The 20,409-nt window shown below is 65.5% G+C and carries 17 protein-coding genes and 1 pseudogene; 3 read left to right on the top strand and 15 right to left on the bottom strand.

The window, feature by feature from the left end:
• Window positions 1-8: 8 nt before the first annotated feature.
• The 8 genes from MPE_RS22160 to MPE_RS22125 are packed head-to-tail and all read right to left on the bottom strand — an operon-like array spanning window position 9 to window position 8,249.
• Complete coding sequence (locus MPE_RS22160) at window positions 9-1,031, bottom strand: gamma carbonic anhydrase family protein (protein WP_011831868.1); 1,023 nt, start codon at window positions 1,029-1,031, stop codon at window positions 9-11.
• Window positions 1,028-2,788: a 2-hydroxyacyl-CoA lyase gene (locus MPE_RS22155; protein ID WP_011831867.1), complete on the bottom strand. Its 1,761-nt coding sequence runs from the start codon at window positions 2,786-2,788 to the stop codon at window positions 1,028-1,030. The genes MPE_RS22160 and MPE_RS22155 overlap by 4 nt, the downstream gene beginning before the upstream one ends.
• 25 nt (window positions 2,789-2,813) lie before the next feature.
• Window positions 2,814-3,395 (bottom strand): cob(I)yrinic acid a,c-diamide adenosyltransferase, encoded by a 582-nt coding sequence (locus MPE_RS22150; protein WP_011831866.1) that lies wholly within the window; start codon window positions 3,393-3,395, stop codon window positions 2,814-2,816.
• Between the two features lie 30 nt (window positions 3,396-3,425).
• Window positions 3,426-3,680, bottom strand: a complete 255-nt coding sequence (locus MPE_RS22145; RefSeq protein ID WP_128003303.1) for a hypothetical protein — start codon at window positions 3,678-3,680, stop codon at window positions 3,426-3,428.
• A 28-nt stretch (window positions 3,681-3,708) separates the two neighbouring features.
• The gene (locus MPE_RS22140; RefSeq protein ID WP_011831864.1) at window positions 3,709-5,397 is read right to left on the bottom strand and encodes a methylmalonyl-CoA mutase family protein; all 1,689 of its coding nucleotides are present in this window, start codon (window positions 5,395-5,397) and stop codon (window positions 3,709-3,711) included.
• Window positions 5,384-6,367, bottom strand: coding sequence for a methylmalonyl Co-A mutase-associated GTPase MeaB (gene meaB, locus MPE_RS22135; protein ID WP_011831863.1), 984 nt, complete (start codon window positions 6,365-6,367; stop codon window positions 5,384-5,386). Before meaB ends, MPE_RS22140 begins: the two co-directional genes overlap by 14 nt.
• A gap of 16 nt (window positions 6,368-6,383) precedes the next feature.
• On the bottom strand, window positions 6,384-7,817 hold the full coding sequence (locus MPE_RS22130; RefSeq protein ID WP_011831862.1) for a phenylacetate--CoA ligase family protein: 1,434 nt from the start codon (window positions 7,815-7,817) through the stop codon (window positions 6,384-6,386).
• Window positions 7,818-7,838: 21 nt separating this feature from the next.
• Window positions 7,839-8,249: a cobalamin B12-binding domain-containing protein gene (locus tag MPE_RS22125; RefSeq protein ID WP_011831861.1), complete on the bottom strand. Its 411-nt coding sequence runs from the start codon at window positions 8,247-8,249 to the stop codon at window positions 7,839-7,841.
• 119 nt (window positions 8,250-8,368) lie between these two features.
• Between MPE_RS22125 and MPE_RS22120 the strand changes: the two genes are divergently transcribed.
• Complete coding sequence (locus tag MPE_RS22120) at window positions 8,369-9,040, top strand: GntR family transcriptional regulator (RefSeq protein WP_112185765.1); 672 nt, start codon at window positions 8,369-8,371, stop codon at window positions 9,038-9,040.
• 74 nt (window positions 9,041-9,114) lie between these two features.
• On the opposite strand, the gene MPE_RS22115 is transcribed toward MPE_RS22120, so the two are convergent.
• The 6 genes from MPE_RS22115 to MPE_RS22090 all read right to left on the bottom strand — a co-directional run bounded on the left by MPE_RS22115 (window position 9,115) and on the right by MPE_RS22090 (window position 16,152).
• Entirely contained in the window at window positions 9,115-11,397 is a 2,283-nt protein-coding gene (locus MPE_RS22115) for a helix-turn-helix domain-containing protein (protein WP_237706453.1), read from the bottom strand.
• 290 nt (window positions 11,398-11,687) lie between these two features.
• A complete protein-coding gene (locus tag MPE_RS22110) occupies window positions 11,688-12,260 on the bottom strand; it encodes a MarR family transcriptional regulator (protein ID WP_011831858.1) in 573 nt (190 codons plus the stop codon).
• A 100-nt stretch (window positions 12,261-12,360) separates the two neighbouring features.
• Window positions 12,361-12,810: a PEP-utilizing enzyme gene (locus MPE_RS23080; RefSeq protein WP_011831857.1), complete on the bottom strand. Its 450-nt coding sequence runs from the start codon at window positions 12,808-12,810 to the stop codon at window positions 12,361-12,363.
• Window positions 12,811-12,831: 21 nt separating this feature from the next.
• The gene (locus tag MPE_RS22100; protein ID WP_011831856.1) at window positions 12,832-13,293 is read right to left on the bottom strand and encodes a hypothetical protein; all 462 of its coding nucleotides are present in this window, start codon (window positions 13,291-13,293) and stop codon (window positions 12,832-12,834) included.
• A 36-nt stretch (window positions 13,294-13,329) separates the two neighbouring features.
• The gene (locus tag MPE_RS22095; protein ID WP_011831855.1) at window positions 13,330-14,577 is read right to left on the bottom strand and encodes a hypothetical protein; all 1,248 of its coding nucleotides are present in this window, start codon (window positions 14,575-14,577) and stop codon (window positions 13,330-13,332) included.
• A 570-nt stretch (window positions 14,578-15,147) separates the two neighbouring features.
• Complete coding sequence (locus MPE_RS22090; protein WP_011831853.1) at window positions 15,148-16,152, bottom strand: DUF7064 domain-containing protein; 1,005 nt, start codon at window positions 16,150-16,152, stop codon at window positions 15,148-15,150.
• 254 nt (window positions 16,153-16,406) lie between these two features.
• Here MPE_RS22090 and MPE_RS22085 point away from each other — a divergent pair.
• Both MPE_RS22085 and MPE_RS22080 read left to right on the top strand, forming a co-directional pair.
• A pseudogene (locus tag MPE_RS22085) lies at window positions 16,407-17,478 on the top strand (IS5 family transposase).
• Between the two features lie 88 nt (window positions 17,479-17,566).
• A complete protein-coding gene (locus MPE_RS22080; RefSeq protein WP_011831852.1) occupies window positions 17,567-18,871 on the top strand; it encodes an IS256 family transposase in 1,305 nt (434 codons plus the stop codon).
• Window positions 18,872-19,129: 258 nt separating this feature from the next.
• On the opposite strand, the gene MPE_RS22075 is transcribed toward MPE_RS22080, so the two are convergent.
• Window positions 19,130-20,221 (bottom strand): IS630 family transposase, encoded by a 1,092-nt coding sequence (locus tag MPE_RS22075; RefSeq protein ID WP_011831851.1) that lies wholly within the window; start codon window positions 20,219-20,221, stop codon window positions 19,130-19,132.
• Window positions 20,222-20,409: the final 188 nt, after the last annotated feature.

Genomic DNA, 20,409 nt, shown 5'->3' with positions numbered 1-20,409 from the left:
TCCTGCAGTCAGCCTAGTACGCTGGCATGCAACGCTCGCGCATAACTTTCGTAAACGATCGCGATGTTCGAGATCGCCGTCCGCTTGGCCTCGTTCATCTCGCCGATAGGCCGTGCAGGATCGCCGCCCCAAACCCGTCCGCCCGTCAGGTGCTGGCCGGGTTCGGTGACGCTGCCGCCAGCGACGAAGGTGTCGTCATCGATGCGCGTGCCGGGTGCGATGCTACTGCCGATGCCGACGAGGCAGCGGGAACCGACGCTGCAGTCCACCAGCTGGACGTTGTGTCCGACCGTGGTTTGATCGCCCAACGACATCCCCAGGGATCCGGCCCGAAGCACCGAGTTGTCCTGCACGTTGCAGAGTCTGCCGATCGAAATCGGCCCCTCGCGACCATCCAGACGGCAGCCAAACCACACGCTGGCGCCCTCGGCCAAGTGAACGCTGCCCGAGAGATCGCAGGTGCCGGCGACGAATGAATCGGGCGCAGCTCCGGTCGGAATCGGTTGGCACGTCCAGCGGACGTCGCATGCCTCATTGCGCGCTCGCTGCAGTTCGGCTCGGCTCTGCACTTCATGCAGGCCAAGCGCCCGTAACAGCTTGGCGGGCCGACCCGCGTACAACATGCCAGGCTCCAGCGTGCTTCGCGGATAGACGATGCTCCCAGCCTCGACGACGGCACCGTCACCGACCTTCGCACCGTCAAGGATCACGGATCCCCGCTCGACGACGACATCGTTACCCACGGTGCAGGCATGCACGACCGCATCAGCGCCGATGGACACCCTAGCGCCAACCAAGGTTGGATAGACCTCGTGGGCGATATGGATTGTCGCGCCTCGGCCCATGTGCAAGTCGTCACCGATCCGCACGAAGTGTCCGTCGGCACGGATGACCGCGCCAGCGCCCAGCCATGCGTTGCGACCCAGCGAGACGCGGCCTACGACGGCGTGACCAGGGAGCGCCGCCGCGGGCTGAGAGGCGAACGCGGGGAGCGTACCCTGGTACGCAATCAGGTTGAGCCCAAGAGTCATTTCACGATACCGATTCGCGTGGTTCCTGCGCGCCACTGACGCTCGGCGTCATCCCAGGCAGCTATTGCCTGCAGATCCGGCACCCATGCGAGCCCGGACCTCGCATCCGACGACATGGGCTCGCCACTCACCAGCACGTCCAACAGCGCGGGCTGTCCTGACTTGATCGCCGCCATCGCCCGTTCAATCGCGAGCGGCAGTTGCTCCGCACTCTCCACGCGCTCGCCATGCGCGCCGAACGCGCGTGCCATCGCGGCATGGTCGGCGTGCTGCAGCCGCGTGCCAACCACCTTGCCATGCGTGGTCGTCTGGTCGTGCACCTCGATCTGCCAAGCTCCATTGTTCGCCACCACCACGAGCACCGGTACGCCGTGGCGCACGGCAGTATCGATCTCCATGGCGTTGAAACCGAAGGCGCCATCGCCGGTCAGCACGGCGACCGTGCGTTGAGGGCAGGCCAGCGCGGCGCCGATGCCGAAGGACGTTCCCACGCCGATGCAGCCCAATGGCCCTGGGTCGAGATAGGTGCCGCAGCGAATGCCCACCCGCGCGAAGGCCAGGAAGTCACCGCCGTCGGCAACCACCACGGCGTCGTCACCGATCGCGCGCTGCACTCCGGCGAGCAGGCGGTTCGGGTGCATCCGGCCGTCCGACCCATCGCCGGCTGTGGCCATGTCCTTAGCGAGCTTCGCCGATCGTTCCGCATGTCCGGTGCAAAGGCGATCCCGCCAAGCTCGGTCCACCGATGACGCGCGTCCTCGTCCGGCTGCAGTCAGCGCGCGCAGCGCCAGGCGTGGCGAAGCCAGGAGCTCCACCGCTCCGCGTCGGTTGTCCTGTAGTTCCGCGACGTTGTCGGCGATCCGCAACCAGCGCGCCGCACTAAACACGGCGGGAGAGCCGTAGGCCAGTTGGAAGTCGAGCTTGCGGCCGAGGGTGATCACGAGGTCGGCTTCGCCCATGGCCGTGGCGCGCATGGCGTTCACCAGTCCAGGGTGGTCGTCGGCCAGGACGCCCTTGCATTCCCCGGTATCGAGAAACACCGCGCCACTGGCCGCGAGGAACTCCTCGAGTTCGGCTTTCGCCGCGCGCGCCCCTCGGCCACCGATCACGAGCGGCCGCCGTGCGTGCAAGATCAGGTCCGCCGCCTCTGACACAAGGGTTGGATCGGCATGAATCTCGCCGCGCGCAATTGGGCGCGCATGTTCGTCCCCCTGCTCGGCCGGCGAAATATCGACGCGGAGCGTGTCCGTGGGAAAGTCTAGGAACACGGGACCAGGCTCGCCGCCTGAGTCACCGAGGGCCATAGCCCACGCCTGGTTCATGGCGCGTGGCACCTGCGTTGCCTCGTGCACGGTGAGGGCAAAGCGCGTGATGCCCTTGACCATGCCAACGTGGTCGAGATCCTGCAGGGCGCCGCGGCTGAGTTGCGGCCTGGGGGGAACGCCCGAAAGGATCATCACTGGAGCACGCGAGACATGCGCGTTGGCAATACCTGTCATGGCGTTGGTGACGCCTGGTCCGGCCGTCACGAGCGCCACCCCGGGCTTGCCACTGAGTTCGCCATAGGCGTGCGCCATGTAGACCGCAGCGCGCTCGTCGCGCACATCGATGATCCGGATGCCTTCCGCATCCAGCCGCATCCAGATCGGCATGATGTGGCCGCCGCACAGGCCGAAGACGCGATCAACCTCAAGCGCCTTGAGCTTGCGTGCGATCACGGCAGCGGCGCTGTTCACACCAACGGTGGCCGGGCTCATCGCCGCTCCTTTCGAGGTCGAAGTATCAGTCGCTCCGACTTGCCGATCCAGCCTGGACACCGGCGGCCCTGACGATCGCCTCGGCGTCGGCACGTCGATTCACAGTTCGGGCGAGCGCATGCAGAAGATCGGACAGCCGGTTGACATACGGCAGGCGCAACGAATCCGCGCAAGACTCGCGATCCGCCTCCTCGAGACCGACGAGTTCGCGCTCTAGCGTGCGACATGTCGCTCGTGCCTTGAAGCACAGCGCCGCGGCCATCGTTCCGCGCGGCAGGACGATGCCGGCCGCCGGAGGCAAGTCCGCAAGCCACCTGGTCAGCTCCTTGTCGACACGCTGCAGCGCCGCAAGCGTCAAGACGATGCTGCCCGGCGACGAGAGCTCGGAGGACAGCGCCACCAGTTCGTCCTGCGTTTCCGACAGCACCACGCGGAGATCGGAGCCGCACTCCGAAGCGATTGCCATGCCGATCAGGCTGTTCAATTCATCTACGACGCCGATAGCCTGCATGTACGGGCTGTTCTTCTCGACCCGTGTACCGCCGGCCAATGACGTCGTACCGTCGTCGCCACGACGGGGGTCGTGTGATATGCCATCGCTGTTCATGCCACCACTCCTTGCGCCGTGCTCAGCGTCTCAGCCGATCCAGCCTGCGTGACGGAGGACCCGACGCAGCGACTCGCCTGGCAAACGGCCGGCCACCTGACAGCAGTAATCCTCGTAGGGGGCGCACCGCGCCGCGTCAATTCTGTGCAGTGCCAAGTATCGATGCAGCGCCAGCTTGTCGTGTCCCTTTCGCACGCTGTCGGCCAGCAGCCGCTCGGCCGCAGCCGGGTTCGCCTCGCGGCGCACCGCCGACTTCAGTTGGCGCACCTCGGCACGAGACAGCATGCTGGATCCCGACATGGCCGGCCGACGCTCAGAAGACCGGCGTCTCGCGGTAGGTACCCCAGATCCCCTTCAGCTTCTCGACGATGTCCCCCATCGTTGCGCCGGCCTTCACCAGTTCGATGGTCAGCGGCATCAGGTTCTGGGACTCGTCCTTGGCGACAGCCACCAGTTGGTCGAGCATCGCTTGCACCTTGGCCTCGTCGCGCTCGGCGCGAACGCGGCGCGTGCGGGAAATCTGGCGTTCGGCCGTCGTGTTGTCGTACGGGTGGATCTCGATCTTGACGTCCTCTTCGTTCTCGACGAAGCGGTTCACCCCGATCACCGGCTTCTGGCCGGACTGCTTGCGCAGCGCGGTCTCGTAAGCGAAGTCCGCAATCTGCTTCTGGAACCAGCCCTGCTCGATCAGCTTGATGGTGCCACCGCGCTTCTCGACTTCCTCGAGGATCTCGAAGATCTTCTTCTCGTACTCGGTGGTCAGCGCCTCGACGTAGTAGCTGCCACCCAGCGGGTCGATCACGTCGGCGACACCACTCTCCTCGGCAATGATCTGCTGCGTGCGCAGCGCCATCTTCATCGCATCCTCGGTCGGGATCGCGAAGGCTTCGTCGTAGCCGTTGGTGTGCAGCGACTGCGCGCCGCCGAGCACGGCCGACAGCGCCTGCAGCGACGTACGCACGACGTTGACCATGTACTGCGGCTTGGTCAAAGTCGCCGCCGCGGTCTGACAGTGAAAGCGCAGCCGCATCGACTCGGGGTTCTTCGCGCCGAAGCGCTCCTTCATGATCTTCGCGTAGCAGCGACGTAGGGCGCGGAACTTCGCTACCTCCTCGAAGAAGTCACCTTGCGACACGAAGAAGAAGGCGAGGCGCGGCGCGAACTCGTCGACGTGCATGCCGGTCTCCGTCACCTCGTTCACGTAGGTGATCAGGTTGGCCAGCGTGAAGGCCGCCTCCTGCAGCGGCGACGAGCCGGCCTCGCTGATGTGGTAGCCCGAGATGTTGATCGGGTTGTAGCGCTTCAGGTTCTTCGCGCTGTAGGTGATGATGTCGCGCACGATGCGCACCGACGGCGCGATCGGGTAGATGTACTCCTTCTGCGCCATGTACTCCTTCAGGATGTCGGCCTGCACCGTGCCCGACAGCTTGTTCAGGTCGTAGCCGCGCTTCTCGCCGAGCGCCACGTACATCGCGAGCAGGATCCAGGCGCTCGGGTTGATCGTGAACGAGACCGAGATCTTCTCGAGGTCGATGTCGGCCAGCAGCGCCTCCATGTCGGCCAGCGTGTCGATCGCCACGCCCTCGCGGCCGACCTCGCCGTCGCTCATCGGGTGGTCGGAGTCGTAGCCCATCAGCGTGGGCATGTCGAAGTCGGTGGAGATGCCGGTCTGGCCCTGCGCGATCAGATACTTGAAGCGCTTGTTGGTGTCCTCGCCGGTGCCGAAGCCGGCGATCTGGCGCATCGTCCAGGTGCGGCTGCGGTACATCGTCGGGTAGGGCCCGCGCGTGAACGGGTAGCGCCCCGGAAGACCGATGTCCTCCAGCGGCGTGTCGGCGATGTCGGCAGCGGTGTAGGTGCGCTGGACCGGGAAGTCCCCGATCGTGTGGAACTGCTCCTTGCGCTCGGGCGCCTTCTTCAAGAAGGCGCCGACTTCGTTCGCTTCCCAGTCCTTGCGCTCCGATTGGAGTTGGGACTTTATCTGCGGCTCAAGCCAGGTCATTCGAGTACTCCTTGCGGATCGTTCGGGCGATGAGTTCGCGTGCTGCGGCGTAGGGATCCGACGCACGGTTGCTGAGGCTGTCTGCGAGCGCAGGCGAGAAGGGCTGCGCTCCGGTGGTGAATCGCTCCAGGAGCAGCGTCTCGGCGGTCTTCTGAAGGCGGAATTCGGCTACGCGACGGCGCCGTTCGCGGCCGAGTTCGGTGTCGGCCGTCGCCTGGCGGTGGGCGGCGATGCGACCGAGCAGGTCGTCGACGCCTTCGCCTGTGTACGAACTGACACCCACGACCGGGATCGCCCATGCGCGCTTGGGCCCGACCATGGTGCCGAGCGTCAGCATCTGCTTGAGATCGGTGAGCGTGCGATTCGCGTCGTCGCGGTCGCACTTGCTGACAACATGGATGTCGGCGATTTCCAGGACGCCGGCTTTGATGGCCTGGATCTCGTCTCCAAGGCCTGGCGCCGATACGACGACTGTCGTGTCCGATGCGTGCGCCACCTCCACCTCGTCCTGACCGACTCCGACAGTCTCCAGGATGATGGTGTGATAGCCGGCGACATCCAGCAGGTCCACGGCGTCGAGGGCGGCACGCGCCATGCCCCCCGTCGCGCCGCGCGTGGCCATGCTGCGGATGAATACGCCGGAATCGTTGGCGAGTTCGGTCATTCGGATACGGTCGCCGAGGATCGCACCGCCCGAGTACGGGCTCGACGGATCGATTGCGACGATGCCGACCTTTTCACCACGCTTGCGCAGGGCGGCCGTGAGCTTCGCCACGAGAGTCGACTTGCCACTCCCCGGCACCCCGGTGAGACCGATCACATGCGCCGAGCCGGCGTGCCGATAGACCTCGGCCAATGCCGGCCGCGCCTCGGCCACACCGGCCTCGGCGCGCGAGATCAGGCGGCCAAGCGCCCAGGTGTTGCCGGCTCTGAGCTGCTCGAGCAGGGCGAATGAGGGAACGTAGGTCATTCCAGTCCCTGCCTGCTCAGGCGCTCGATTGCAATTGCTGGTTCAGCGCCCGGAACACGTCGCGGTCGTCGATCACGCGCCGCGCCTTGAAGTCGGTGCGTGCGATCGAGTTCGGCGCGACCAGTTCCACCTTGGCACGAACGCCGAGCACGGTCTGAACACGGTGCGATGCTTCTGCGCGGAACGTCTCCAGTGCAGCAGCCCCCGCCGCGTGAACGCTCTCGCTGGGTTCGACGCGCAGCAAGAGCTCGTCCATCGCCGACTCGCGCGTGATGACGATCCGGTGCTCACCGCCGTAGCCCGACATCTGGTTCAGTGCTGCGTCGATCTCGCTCGGGTAAATGTTCTCGCCGCGGATGGTGAACATGTCGTCGATGCGGCCAAAGATTCCTTGCGGCAGCCGGGGATAGGTGCGGCCGCAGGGATTCTCGTCGTTCGTCCACAGCGTGAGGTCGCCCGAGAGCAGCCGGATCATCGGCTGGCTGGTGCGCTCCAAGTGGGTGTACACCGGCGTGCCGCGCTGGCCGTAGGGCACGCGCCGCATATTGGCCGGGTCACAGACCTCCGTGTAGATGATGTCCTGCCAGCACAGCATGCCGTCGTTGCTCTGTTCGGTGCCGGCGACGTTCATGAAAGGGGACATCTCGGCCATCGAACCGCAGTCGTAGACCTTGGCGCCATAAGCCTCCTCGATACGGTCCTTGACGCCAGGCACCGAAGCGCCCGGCTCGCCGCTGAAGAACAGGCACTTCAGACCGAAGTCGCGCGGATTCAGCTTCTCCTCGCGCGCTACCTCAGCGAGATGGATCGCGTAGCTTGGCGTGCCGTAGAAGGCGGCCGGCTTCATGGTGTCGAGCCATTGCACCAGGCGGGCACTCATGCCGGGCGCGCCGGCGCCGAAGGGAAAAGCCTTGGCGCGCAACCGCTCTGCGCCAGCCAGCGCACCCCAGCTACCCATATAGAGGCTGAAGACGGCTGCGACGCAGACCAGGTCGCCCGGGCGGATGCCCATGCCCCACATGATCCGCGCATGCGCGTTGGCGATGGCGCGCCAGTCGGCCCGACCGATGCCGAAAGCGGTCGGGCGCCCGGTGGTGCCGCTGGTTCCGTGGACGTGGAAGATTTCGGAATCGGGCACGCACACGTAGTCGCCAAACGGCGGGTGGGCGGCCTGCGATTCGCGAAGATCCGTCTTCTTGATCACCGGCACGCGCGTCTCGAAGTCCTCCAACGACTTCAGTTGGCTGGGGTGGAAGTTGGCTTCCTCCCACTTGCGCCGGTAGAACGGCGAGGTGTCCCATGCGTACTGGCACACCTGCTGGAGGCGACCGAGGATGGCCTTGTCACGCTCCGCCGCCGGCATCGTTTCGCGTCGCGGAAACCAGTACCGGCTGTCGGCCGGCGGCAAGTAATTTTCATCGTACTCGACGGGAAACTTCCACTCTTCCATCGCATGCCTCCTGCGCTGACTTCAGCGGGCGCCGCGCGCGGCGACCAAGGCGCGGATCGAGTCGATGATGGCCTGCGGCGGCGTGTCCTGCAGGAGCACCTCGCGCACGCCCAGTTTGCGGATGGCCGCGGCGTCCTCGTCCGGCATCACGCCACCGGCGATCACGATCAAGTCGCCGGCGCCTCTCTCTTCCAGGAGCTTGAAGATCTTGGGGAAGACCGTGAGCTGCACGCCGGACAGGAGGCTCACACCCAGCACGTCCACGTCTTCCTGGATGGCGGTGTTGACCACTTCTTCGGGCGTGCGATGAAGGCCGGAGTAGATGACGTCCATGCCGGCGTCGCGCAGCGCGCGAGCGACCACCTTGACGCCTCTGTCATGGCCGTCGAGGCCGACTTTGGCGAGAAGAACGCGGATCGGGATTTGGTCCATGGCGAGCTATTGTTTCCGGTGAAGAAGGTTGCAAGTCGCTGAGAATGCATCTATCGTATGCGACATGCGACATGCGACATGCGGTATTTACCCTAGGCCGCAGCGATAATGCAGACACCATGAGCATCGAATCCCTTCAGCGAACCAAGCCGCTCGTCGAACAGGTCTACGAGAAGATCCTGGACGCGATCTGCGAGGGGGTTCTGGCGCCAGGAGACCCGGTGCGGCAGGATGAACTCGCGGAGAAGCTGCAGGTGTCTCGCCAGCCGGTGTTGACTGCGCTGAGTCAGCTCAAAGTGCAAGGCTTCTTGGTAGACCGCGGAAGACGTGGGCTTCAAGTGGCGCCCGTCGACCGCGCCCGCTTTGACGCGATCTTCGAGTTGCGCTCGGCCTTGGAGCCGCTGGCGGCTTCGCTGGCTGCAGTACGCGCGACGAAGGGGCAGGTCACCGCCGGCAAGGCTATCGTTCAGTTCGGCCGGAAGGTTGCAGCTGCAGGCGACGCGCACGCCGCACTTCTGGCAGACGTGGACTTTCACGAGTGGATCTACCAGGCCAGCGGGAATCCGCTCGTGGTTCAGTCGATGCAGGCCCACTGGCAGCACCTGCGCCGGTCCATGGGTGAAGTGTTGCAGCATCGTGAGTTGGCACGCGATGTGTGGAATGAACATGCCGCGGTGCTGGAAGCCATCGCTCGAGGTGATGCAGCTGGCGCGGCGCGTGCCATCGGCGCCCATATCACCGCGGCACACGACCGCGTCGGGTGCAAAGAATGGCAAGTCGCGCATAGCTGAACGCCGTGCGCCGGACGGGCTGGTGTCGCCATCTTTGTGGCCGTCTCGCAGCACGGCGACTTCGCCGCGCGTGGTCAGCCCGCCCCTTTGCCTGCTACGCCGGCCGACCGGGTCGCGAAGTCGTGCATCAGCAACGCTAGGTCGACCGACATCCGTTCGCGGTGGCGGCGCAAGTCGACGCCCGTCAGCTCCTCGAACTGGGCGAGACGGTAGCGGACGGTCTTCTCGTGGACGAAAAGCTGCAGCGCCGTCAGCTTCAGTGAACAATCGTTGTCCAGATAGGACCGGATCGTCTTCGCCAGGACGCCATGGTGCGCGGAGTCGTACTTGAGCATCGGGCCCAGCATGCGGTCGACGTACTTGCGAAGGTCGTGCCCCTCGGCAATACCGCCACCATTCAATAACAACGTCAGCACGCCCAGATGCTCGTGAATTACCACCGGGCTCTGCGCCGTGCCCAGCTTCCCAACGGCCAGCGCGGCACACTTGGCCTCCTGGTTGGCGTTCGACAGCTGCGACGGCGAATCGAATGGAGCGCTGACGCCCCAGAACGTTCTGACCTTGTCCCTCGCCAGGATCTCCTCGTTCAGCGACTTGAGCTGCCGCGTCACCTGCGCGGCGTCCAGCGCTGGGATGATCGCCACGATCAGATCGCCACGGGAGGACGCCAACTTCAGTCCCGCAGCGCTCAGCGCTCGCTCGATCGCATCTCGCACGTCGCGCTGCTTGCGCTGCACCGTGTCCATGTTCCAACCCTCGCCGCGCGCCGTCTCGGCCAGGCCCTCTATAGTGCAATGGACGACGCGGTGCGGGCCCCGCAGGTCGATGTGGAACTCCGTCAAGCGCTCGAGCGCGGATTGCCTGACCGGCGGCGTGCCCTCCAGCAAGTCCCACATCAGCGCGCCGAGCGCGGAGGCCCGGGCGACGCTTGCAGCACGCTGCTCAAGGCAATACAGCGCGCTAGCGACCGCTCCTTGACGGCTCGCGGCTTCTTGCATCTCGGCCGGCTCACTGTTCGAGCGCATGCATACCCAGCCAATCCGGTCCCCGCCAGCAACGATCGGACGCAGCGAGAGCCAGCCATCGCGCTCTCGGGAGGTCACGCTGGTGTTGTTGGCGTACCCGGGGAACTGCCGCACGGCGGTCTCCACCCGCTCGAGCCAGTCGCCGTTCGAGACCTGCGCCGGATAGGCAGCCATTACCCCGAGATCGGTCCCCAGGATCGCGACCTCCACACCGGCATGGCGGGCGACGATCCGCGCGATCGCCGTGACGCCGCCGCCGTCCAGTAGGGCGCCGATGACGTCGTCCTGGAGTTGTGCCGACACACGCACGACCTCGTGCTGCTGGCGCAGACTCTCGTTGGTCTGTATGAGCTGCTGCACTGAAGCCTTCTGGCTTTCGTACAGCCGGGCATTCTGGACCGCGATCGCCGTCAGATTGGCGAGCGCGGCGACGCGCTTCTCGTCCTGATCGGTGAACGGCACGTCGCGTCGGCGCCAAACCTCGAGCACGCCGATCACGCCTTCTCGCGCAAGCAGCGGCGCGCCCACCGCGCAGCGGATTTGCTCGTCGCGAACGAGCCAGAAGTAGTCGCGGCTGACCTGATCGCTGGCGAGGTAGTCGTCGACCTTGCACGGGCGCCCGGTCTCTAGAACGCGCCCTGCAAGGCCCTGTCCACGCTTCATCCTGAGCCGATCGATGTCCAGCGTGTCGTTGCCGACGCAACTGCGCATCACGAGCTCGTCGCCGTCTCGAAGAAACACCCCGCCGATGTCCGCGCCAAGGAGCCGGGCCGTCTCGCGCGAGATCGAGAACAGCACCTCGTCCAGTTCGGATGCGGACAGAATGCGCCTGGCGACCTGCTGCAGGCTATCGATCTCGTCCATCGCGTCCCTCGTGACGCGATACTGGTTCGCTGCGGTGAGCGCGAGTTCGAAGCCGATCGCAAGACAGCGCAGCACCTGGGCGCGGTCTGCGTCGACGAGCTGGCAATCCGCCAGGACGCCCATCCCCGGCTTCACCGGCACGAAGGTGCCGATACCCGGCAGCACGGAGATGTCGCCCGACGTTGCGACCGACGTCGGAAGAACAGCAATGAGTTCGCCCGGCCCGAACGCATTCTCACTGGCGCAGCGCCAACCTGCGCCCACGCGTTCGATCACGGCCACGCCGCATCCGCCAAGCACGGCGGCGAAGCACGCTGCCGCAACCTCCTTTACTCGTTGATCGCCACCGAGCGCGGCGTCGGCCACCGCCCGCAGGGCGCCGCCGATCTGCAGTGCCGGCGCGGGGCTGGGAGCAGGGTGCGGCCAGGGGGCCGGCAAAGCGTCGCCAACCGTAGCCGAAGGCGGCACGACGGCCAAGTGTCTGCTGCGCTTTGCCCTGTGCATCGACTCTTTCATCCTTCAGCGCACGGAGGGCCGCACGACGATGTCTTCGACCTCTTCGTGCGGGCGGGGACTCGCATGCGCGGCGCGCAGCCCTCCCCCCAAACCGCGCGGCCCCACGTCAACAAGCGGTCTCCTTGCGAAGCACAGTGTACGACCATGCAGCGCCCCCGCCTCGCCCGCTGGACGGAAGCCCAGCGGCGGCCCTGCGGCATCGGCGCGGCGGCGCCATTGCGCAGCATCGGCGGCGCGCACGTTCACGTCGTATCGCGCTTGCGCCCGAGAACCGTGAGGATATCCTCGTGGAATTCGAACCAGACGTTGTGCACCGAGTCCACGGTAGGGTTGCAGACGAAGTCGCGTTCGCCCAAGTCGACCTTTTCCATGCTGCGCTCCAGACGACCGACGTAGCCCGCATAGCGGGGGATCGCCGGCATCAGCAGCGCGATGTCCTTGGCCAGCCGTTCGGCCGCCTGCAGCAGTCGGCGCTCTGAGCTCGGGTCCCCCTCGCTCTCCTGCCATTGCGACACCGCAGCGATGAAGCGCGTGTTCAACGCCTCGAAGCCGTGGTACCAGGCGGTCATCGCCGGATCCTTGCGCTGTTCAACGTAGGCCTCGGCGTAGTGCTTCAACACCTCGGCGGCGCCGTCGTCGAGCACCATCACGCCGTCGGCGCCCATGTCCATCACCCAACCCCGCGTCGTCGCGTCCTCGAGGCAGCGTGCGACGTCGTCTGCCTCGGCGCCTGTCATTTCGACGATCTGCGGTGCAGTGACCATCTTCTTGAGATAGACCGCATTGAGGACGAGGAATTCAGTTTCGGTAAGCATGTTCGTCACATGGCGGCATCGCGCCGGCTCTGTCGCCCCTTCGAGCGTTGGGGGTCCGGCGGCGGTCCGACCTGAACCGGACGCCGGCCGGGTTCGGAAATTACCCGAGCGTCGACCCGGGCGACTGGTCCGCAGGCGCTTGCTGGGCCCCCGCCTTCAGTTCCATCTTCGCATAGACGCGGCCCAACTTGCCGTCGCACTCCATCAGCAGCGGGGTGCCGTCGGGAATGGACTCCGCCCCCTCGAGCATCAGCGTCATGATGATCGGCACGCGGAAGTTGCGCCCCACGATGCCGAGGTGAGATTCCGGCGTTCCGGCGTAGGTGATGATGCCGGCAGGCTTCTTGTACAGCAGCGGCGCGACGAAGGTCGTCGTGCCGCCGGGCGTGACCACAACCGTCTCCTTGACCTTCTGCAGATCCTTCATCAGGGTGATCATCTGTTTCGGTTCTGTCACGTTCAGCGCCACGCCCTTGTGGCGGCCGACCGGAACTACGTTGTAGCCCTGTCCGATGTAGCGGTAGCCGTCGATCTCGGTCTCGTTAGCCATTTGAGAGTCTCCTGTAGTGAGTCAGATCTTCATCTTGTTCAGGCCGCTCTCCTCGGGCGAGAGGAAGAGCCAAGGAATCGCGGGTTCCTGAGGCGGGTAGAGGAAGACAACTTCCTTCAGGCGCAGCGGGAAGTCGGTCTTGCGCAGAGTCGTCCATTCCCAGTCTTCGTCCCACTTGATCTTCGCCGGCTCCTTGCGCAACTCGTCGATGTCGAGCGCGGCCAGTTCCTCGGCCGTGTACCAGGGCGGGAACTTGCCCTTGTACGCATCCACGTAAGCCAGGAACTCGTCGCCCTTGGACTCGATGCAGACGATCACGCATTGGGCGTAGAAGCCTGCGTTGCAGCGGATGAAGTACTTCGACTCGTTGTTCAGCCAAGTCTCGAACTCGTCGGCCGTCTGGAAGTTCTTGCTCAGGGCCCACTCCTCGTGCGACCAAGCAAACCGCTTCTCGGCGTCCTTCTTCACCTTGATGTCAGCCATGTTCAGCTCCTTTCGATTTGATGAAGCGGCGCTTTCTCAGTTGCTGATCTCGTATCTGCCGAACTTTGTTCCCCGGCAGCGGAACCCCGGAAGCTGCGGCGGAGGCGCTCCCAGGCCGGCCGTGGCCTTGCGCTGGACTTCGCCGGCCTTGCCGTAGCCCTTGATCAGGTACTCCATGCTGCGCAGATCCATGTCCCAGAACCCCATCGAGGCGGCCTCGGCTTCGAGGTCGTGCGCCCGCACGTAGGGCAGCGAGGCAGCGACATAGGTCCAGTTGCCTTCGAGGATCTTGTCGAAATGCGGCTTCATCGCGAGATACGAGTACATCCGCTCGACCGCAGCCTCGATCTTCGCGATGTGCGTCTCCAGTTCGTTCAGCGGGATCCTCGTGGTCGTGCCATTCGGGAAGTCGGCGTCGCGCATATAGACTGCCGCCTCGATCAGTGCCTCTTCCTCGTAGTCGGCCGGATCGCAGAACAGGGTGCCGGTGTTGTAGATCGAGAACATCTTCAGCTTGCCGCTCTGGCGGTCGCGCATGATCTTCTTCTTGTCGTAGGTCAGGACCAACGAGTACGAGAACGGCAGGTCGCCGACGACGTAGGTCCACGGGAACGACTTCTCGTTGACGAAGCAGTCCCGGACCAGCATCAAGCGGTCGCCGAGGTCGTACGGGCCGGTGTCGCCCAGCCCGAGCCGGTTGTCGTAGTGGTCGAGGAAGCCCATCAGCTGGGCCAGCGAGTTGAAGCGGCCCACGGTGGCGCGCAGTTCCGGGTCGCGCAGCGGCTCCACCTTCGTGCCCAGATCTTCGACCACGTCCTGGTCGAGTACCTGCAGCGCATAGCCCACGTCCATGACCGCAGGCTTCTTCTGCCGCATGTAGCCCTCGAAGACGGTGCGCCAGAAACTGTAGATGATGCGCAGGTTGTCGATGTAGTCGTTCGGCCCGATCAGACCGCCGTCGATCAGGAACAGCCGGCCGAACAGCGCGATCCCGCAGCCCCACTGGATGTTGCACGGCGTGATCGTCTTGATCCCGAACTCCCGATGGCCGGAGCTGCAGGTTGCGCGGATGCCCTCCATGCCGACCTTCTCGCCCAGCCACATGTACAGCCATGGGTGCTGCAAGAACGTGGTCTGGAACGACAGCATTTCGTATTCCGCGCGCGGAATCAGCGGGTTCACGCCCTCTGTGCCCCGGCGGGCCAACAGGTCGGCCACGTACCAGGAGTTGTGCTTGGCCCACTTGACGGTTTCTTCGAGGGGCATCAGTTCTAGGCACTTCATCTTCGTGTCTCCTTGAGGAAGGAACTTCGGCTTATCTGTGGTCGCGTTGGTGTGGCGTAGCCTCGCGACCACGGGCTTGACTACAAGGCCGGCGCTACGGCGAGTGGTCGCGCGGGCGGCGCGTGGCGACGAGTTCAGCGCCAGCCCACCCAGCGCGCCGCTGCGCCTTCACGCCGGCCTCAGGGTCACGCGGCGCGGCGCCTGAATCACCTGGGCGTCCGCGGCCGTGCGCCGCGGATATCCCCGCCCGGCGCGTCCTCGCGGTAGGCCGTGCTGCAGCAACGCTGCGCGACGTAGCGGTGGTACCCGAAGATGCGGCGCATCGACTTGGCCTTGCGCGGCTGCACGTCGCCCGAAAACTCGTTTGAAAGGCAGGGTGCGATGGAGGCGAGCAGTGCCGCGTCAGCGACTCGAGGAAACTGTCCTCGAAGATGGCGGAGGATGCAAGCCGAGTGTGGATGCCCGGACCGTGCTCGCTGTTCGTCTGCGCGAACAGCTTCCACGATGCGGTGCGCGTGTCCACCAGGGTGTCATCCATCTCGAAGAAGATGGCGCGCTGCACGCGAAGCCTCAAAGCGGTTTGGACGCGCGCAACGTGGCCGGGGCGCTGTTGAGCGTATTGAGGACTGGCAACTCGATGAAGTCCATCACCTCGCCCCAGCCGCGCTGCGTGCCGCAGGTCCACTCGCTGAGCGTGTTGAAGCCGATGCTGTTGGGCACGTAGACCCAAGGCATCGTGGTCACGGCGCGCCCGTTCAGCTCCCACACGCGATTGGTGCTGTCGGTCAGTCGCAGGGCGATGCTCTCAGGATAGCGCTCCTGCTTGCGCAGCGTCTGGCCGGTGCCGGCCTTCAGCCCGAAGACCTTGCCGCGCTCGAGCACATAGCCGTGCGCGAGCCACAGTTCACGCCCGTTGTCCTGTGCCGGATCGAAACCGAGGATGGCGTGGATCGCCAAGTCCTTCGAGAAGTGAGCGTGCAGCCAGCTCATCGCGGGCGCGCCGCGCTCGGGGCGCGGGCCCCAGCTGTGGTCCATCGTCGAAACGCAATCGATCGGCACCGTGCGCCCGCGCACCGTGACGCTGCCCTTGAAGGCGCCGGTCTGATCGAAGTGCCCGTTGTAGGCGGTGCCCCAGGCAAACTTGCCCTCCTGAGACGCCGACGCGCACATCGGGTCCATCGCCGGATCGTGGATGTCGAAGGCCGGCATGAGCGCTTCGTAGCGAACGTCGATGCGGGTGCCGTGGCCGTCGTCGTAGTCGATCTGCCACTGCCTGTTGGGCGCAAGGCAGCGCACGTGCAGGCCGCTGCTGAGCGCGTAGTCGCGCAGGTTGCGCGGCTGCGGGATCGGAACGGCCGAGCGCATGTCGCAGAAGTCAGCCTCCCATTGCGTCACCGTGCGGCGCGAGTTCATGCAGACCGAGGTCGTGACCGTGCCGAGATTGGGGCGGAACAGGGCATACACCCCGACGTTGAGATGCTCCTCGGCGTTGTAGAAGCCGAAGTAGTTGGTCTCCGCCCAGGTCGGATGGGTCGGATCGGGTGCGTGAAAGTCTGCGTCGTCGTCGCGAATCACGATTGTCTCCTCAGGTCCGGTCTGTGCCGATTCGGGGCCAGCTTGTTTGCAGCGACTGTAGGGAGCTGTCGAATCCGGAGCTATAGCCATGGCAGACAAAACGAAGCACGACCCGCTGTCCGGGCGCGCCAACGAAACTTGATCCCATGGGAAATACCCTAGCAGGCTGTTGAACTTCCTCCGGGGAATTGCCGGTCCGCGCTGGGCTGGTTGGCGGTACGGTTGAAGCGACGCAACGACGTGGCAAGGGACCGATGCGCGGAGCTGACGGAGTGCAAGAGGGCCTGTTCACGGTGGCGCGACTCGAGGACTTCGTTCCGGTGGAGCACCCGCTGTGCGCGATCCACGCTCTGGTCAACGAGGCGCTGGTGGGCCTGAACGGGCTGTTCAACACGATCTACGCCTCGACAGGCCGCGCCTCGATTGCGCCAGAGAAACTGCTGCGAGCAATGCTCATTCAGGTGCTGTTCTCCGTGCGCAGCGAGCGACAGTTGATGGAGCAGGTCCGCTACAACCTGCTGTTCCGCTGGTTCATCGGACTGGCCATCGACGACGAGGTCTGGGACCACTCGGTGTTCTCCAAGAACCGGGACCGGCTGCTGGAGCACGCTGTCGTGGAGAGCTTCTTCGCCGAGGTGATGCGGGCGGCCGAGCGGCGCCATCTGCTGAGCAAGGAGCACTTCTCGGTGGATGGCACGCTGATCCAGGCGTGGGCCAGCCACAAGAGCTTCGTACCCAAGGACGACGCCTGGTCCAGGCGAGGGTGGCAGCCAGGCGGGACGCAACCAGGAGCGCGACTGGAAGGGCAGCGCACGCAGCAACGACACCCACCAGAGCAAGACCGATCCGGACGCCCGGTTGTTCCGCAAGGGCGCCAGCACCGCAGCCATCCTGGCCTACCAAGGCCAGCTGCTGATGGAGAACCGCACGGGCTTGGTGGTCGCAGCGGTGGTCACGCAGGCCGACGGATACGGTGAACGCTCAGCGGCCCTGGCCATGCTCGACACAGTGCCCGGCGGGCACCGCAAGACGATAGGCGCCGACGAGGGCTACGACACGCGCGACTTCATCGCCGGCTGCCGCCAGCGCGGCGTGACGCCGCACGTAGCCAGCCACAAGACCCGTTGGGGCGGTAGCGCCATCGATGGACGAACGACTCGCCATGCCGGCTACGCGGCCAGCCAGATCGCGCGCAAGCGCATCGAGGAGCACTTCGGCTGGGCCAAGACGGTCGGCCGGATCCGACAGACGGTGTACCGCGGGCTGCGACGTGTCGACCAGCACTTCAAGCTCACGATGACGGCCAGGGTGATGTCCCAAGCGTAGTTGGAACTTGAGGTGGCGGTTTCCGCGGTGAGCTCGAGAGAATCGAGCTTGCTGATGACTGAAACCCTCGATCTGAAGGGAAACCGCCATGAAGGATCGTAATGCAGGCCGCAAGGCCAAGGACGGGTTGCGCGTGGTTCACCGCAACGATCGTGCGGCTGTGAGGCATTTGGCGCAAGGCAGCGGGCAAGCGCTGCTGCCGATGCTGGAGCTGCTGGAGAACGCGCAGGCGAGCGTCGACGAGCTGATGAACGAGGCGGCGCGCGCCGTCGTGGAAGAGCTGCTGCTGGCCTCGGCGAGCAAGATCGCCGGGGCGAAGCACCGGGGCAAGGCCGGCGGCCCCGTGCAGTGGCACGGTGCTCAGGACGGATTCATCCAGCTGGCCGAGCGCAAGTTGCGCCTCACGCGGCCGCGCCTGCGCAGCAGCGGTCGGGCGGGCAAGGAGGTGCATGTGCCGGCGTACGACAAGCTGCGCGATGACGCGCGCATGGGCGCTCGGGTGCGCGACATCGTCGTCAAGGGCGTATCGATGCGCAAGTACGAGGCTGTGCTGCCCGAGGTGGCCGGCACCGTGGGGGTGAGCAAGAGTGCGGTGTCGCGCCGCTTCATCGAGGCCTCTGCGGCGCAGTTGGCCGCGCTCAACGAGAGGGCGCTGGCCGATGCGGCGCTGCTGGCGATCTACATCGACGGGATCATCGTGGACGGCACGCACGTCCTGGCGGCCCTCGGTGTGGACGAGCACGGGCGCAAGGCGATGCTGGGGCTGAGTGCGGGCTCTTCGGAGAACGCCCAGGTCGTCAAGGCGCTGTTGACGGGCCTGCGCGAGCGTGGCCTGGCGGTGGACCGCGACTACCTGTTCGTGATCGACGGCGGCAAGGCCCTGCGATCGGCCATCGAGGAGGTCTTCGGCAATCACGCCAAGGTGCAGCGATGCCGCACCCACAAGCTGCGCAACGTGCTGGAGGCCTTGCCCACCCAGATGCGGGCGCAGACCAAGAGCGTGATGAATGCGGCCTACAAGCTCGACGCCAAGCGCGGCATGGACAAGATCCGTCAGCAGGCCAAGTGGCTGCAGGCCGAGCATGCCGACGCGGCGGCCTCGATGCTCGAAGGACTCGAGGAGGTCTTCACCGTGAACACACTGGGGCTGCCGCCCTCGCTGATGCGCTGCCTGTGCACGACCAACATCATCGAGAACCCCAACGGCATCGTGCGCACGACGACCAACCGCGTGAAGCGCTGGCGCGATCAAGCCATGGCGCTGCGCTGGGTGGCCGCCGGCTTCCTGGAGGCCGAGAAGTCGTTCCGACGAATCATCGGCGTCAAGGACCTCTGGGTGCTGGCCGTCGCCCTTGCGAGAGATCCCCCGCGCTCAGCACGGCGCGCCGCGTAAGATGACTCAGGCCGCCACCGGTTCCAACTGGCCGCGGGACATTGCCACGGCCAGCAACATCGTCCGGATGGCGCGAATACTGTGTACCGGGCCGCAAGGAGTGCTTCCATGAGCCGTTGCGAAGCCCGCGCGCATCCCCTGACGAGCGCCAGCCGCCTGCCTTCGAACCGATCAGCCGCACGCCGAGCGTGTTCCTGGCCTGAACGGCACCATCGGAACTACTGATCGGCGCTTGCGCGCCCGAAATTCAACAGCCTGCTAGTGTCCTGTCCCGCTGATACGTGAGCAAAGTCGATGGAGCTTTTCGAGGATCGAATCTGCGGTGGCGGTCCACTTGAACGGCTGGCAGTTCGCGTTATGCGCGGTGACGAAGTGATCGATGCGCTGCACGAGTTGTTTGACGCTGGTGAACGAGCCGCGGCGGATGGCCTTGTCGGTGATCAGCGAGAAGAATCGTTCGACCTGGTTCAGCCAGGAGCTGTAGGTCGGGATGAAGTGCATGTGCCAGCGCGGCCGGGTTGCAAGCCAAGCCTTGATCTTCGGGTGGCTGTGGGTGGCGTAGTTGTCGGCGATGCAGTGGACGTCCAACTCAGCCGGCACCGCCTTGTCGATCTCGCGCAGGAAGGCGAGGAACTCCTGGTGCCGGTGGCGCGGCTTGCACGCTGCCAGCACTGCACCGTTGAGCACGTTCAGCGCTGCGAACAGCGTGGTCGTGCCGTGGCGCTTGTAGTCGTGGGTGACGCCCTCGACATAGCCGAACCCCATGGGCAGCATCGGCTGCGTGCGCTCCAGCGCCTGGCACTGGCTCTTCTCATCCACGCAGATCACCAGCGCGTTGTCCGGCGGGCTCAGGTACAGGCCGACCACGTCGCGCAGCTTCTCGATGAAGAACGGGTCGTTGGACAGCTTGAAGCCCTCACTGCGGTGCGGCTGCAGGCCGAAGAGCTGGAAGTAGCGCTGCACGCTGGTCTTGGAGATGCCCGTCTCGGCGGCCACCGTGCGCACGCTCCAGTGCGTCGAGCCGTTGGCCGGCTTGGTGTGCAGCGTCGTCTTGATCAACTGCGCGACGCGCTCATCGTCGATCGTGCGCGGCTTGCCCGGGCGCACGTCGTCGTACAGGCCGGGGACGCGCCGCTCGATGAACCGCGCGCGCCACTTGCCAACGGTTTGCTTGGTCATCTTCAGCCGCGCGGCGATCGCGTTGTTCGGCTCGCCCGCGGCGCTGGCCAGCACCAAGCGCGCGCGATTGCTCAGCGCGGCGGGCAGCGAGCGGCTGCGCGCGAACGACTGCAGCTGCGCTTGCTCGTCGACGCTCAACACCAATTCCGCCTTCGGCCTGCCCGTTCTCATCACGGTATCTCCGGTTCCAAGATACCGCACTGGCATGCATGTTTAATGCCAGTTATTTGCGGGACGGGACACTAGGCCGCTTTCCGACGATCCCGGGCTTCGCGAAAAGGACGTGCCAAACTTCCCGGCCTGGAGGCTCGACGCTCGCGACCTGTCGAGCGGGGTACGCTGTCGCAGCGTGCGTTGCG

Source organism: Methylibium petroleiphilum PM1 (assembly GCF_000015725.1).
Lineage (GTDB): Bacteria > Pseudomonadota > Gammaproteobacteria > Burkholderiales > Burkholderiaceae_C > Methylibium > Methylibium petroleiphilum.
The sequence above is the reverse complement of the archived record's forward strand: the minus strand, read 5'-3'. Positions and strand labels throughout refer to the sequence as shown.

Coding starts and splice junctions, on each gene's coding strand:
- MPE_RS22120 (WP_112185765.1), top strand. CDS start 8,369: ATGAGCATCGAATCCCTTCAGCGAACCAAGCCGCTCGTCGAACAGGTC.
- meaB (WP_011831863.1), bottom strand. CDS start 6,367: ATGACCTACGTTCCCTCATTCGCCCTGCTCGAGCAGCTCAGAGCCGGC.
- MPE_RS22160 (WP_011831868.1), bottom strand. CDS start 1,031: ATGACTCTTGGGCTCAACCTGATTGCGTACCAGGGTACGCTCCCCGCG.
- MPE_RS22125 (WP_011831861.1), bottom strand. CDS start 8,249: ATGGACCAAATCCCGATCCGCGTTCTTCTCGCCAAAGTCGGCCTCGAC.
- MPE_RS22130 (WP_011831862.1), bottom strand. CDS start 7,817: ATGGAAGAGTGGAAGTTTCCCGTCGAGTACGATGAAAATTACTTGCCG.
- MPE_RS22095 (WP_011831855.1), bottom strand. CDS start 14,577: ATGAAGTGCCTAGAACTGATGCCCCTCGAAGAAACCGTCAAGTGGGCC.
- MPE_RS22155 (WP_011831867.1), bottom strand. CDS start 2,788: ATGAGCCCGGCCACCGTTGGTGTGAACAGCGCCGCTGCCGTGATCGCA.
- MPE_RS22145 (WP_128003303.1), bottom strand. CDS start 3,680: ATGCTGTCTCGTGCCGAGGTGCGCCAACTGAAGTCGGCGGTGCGCCGC.
- MPE_RS23080 (WP_011831857.1), bottom strand. CDS start 12,810: ATGGCTAACGAGACCGAGATCGACGGCTACCGCTACATCGGACAGGGC.
- MPE_RS22140 (WP_011831864.1), bottom strand. CDS start 5,397: ATGACCTGGCTTGAGCCGCAGATAAAGTCCCAACTCCAATCGGAGCGC.
- MPE_RS22100 (WP_011831856.1), bottom strand. CDS start 13,293: ATGGCTGACATCAAGGTGAAGAAGGACGCCGAGAAGCGGTTTGCTTGG.
- MPE_RS22075 (WP_011831851.1), bottom strand. CDS start 20,221: ATGAGAACGGGCAGGCCGAAGGCGGAATTGGTGTTGAGCGTCGACGAG.
- MPE_RS22150 (WP_011831866.1), bottom strand. CDS start 3,395: ATGAACAGCGATGGCATATCACACGACCCCCGTCGTGGCGACGACGGT.
- MPE_RS22080 (WP_011831852.1), top strand. CDS start 17,567: ATGAAGGATCGTAATGCAGGCCGCAAGGCCAAGGACGGGTTGCGCGTG.
- MPE_RS22110 (WP_011831858.1), bottom strand. CDS start 12,260: ATGCTTACCGAAACTGAATTCCTCGTCCTCAATGCGGTCTATCTCAAG.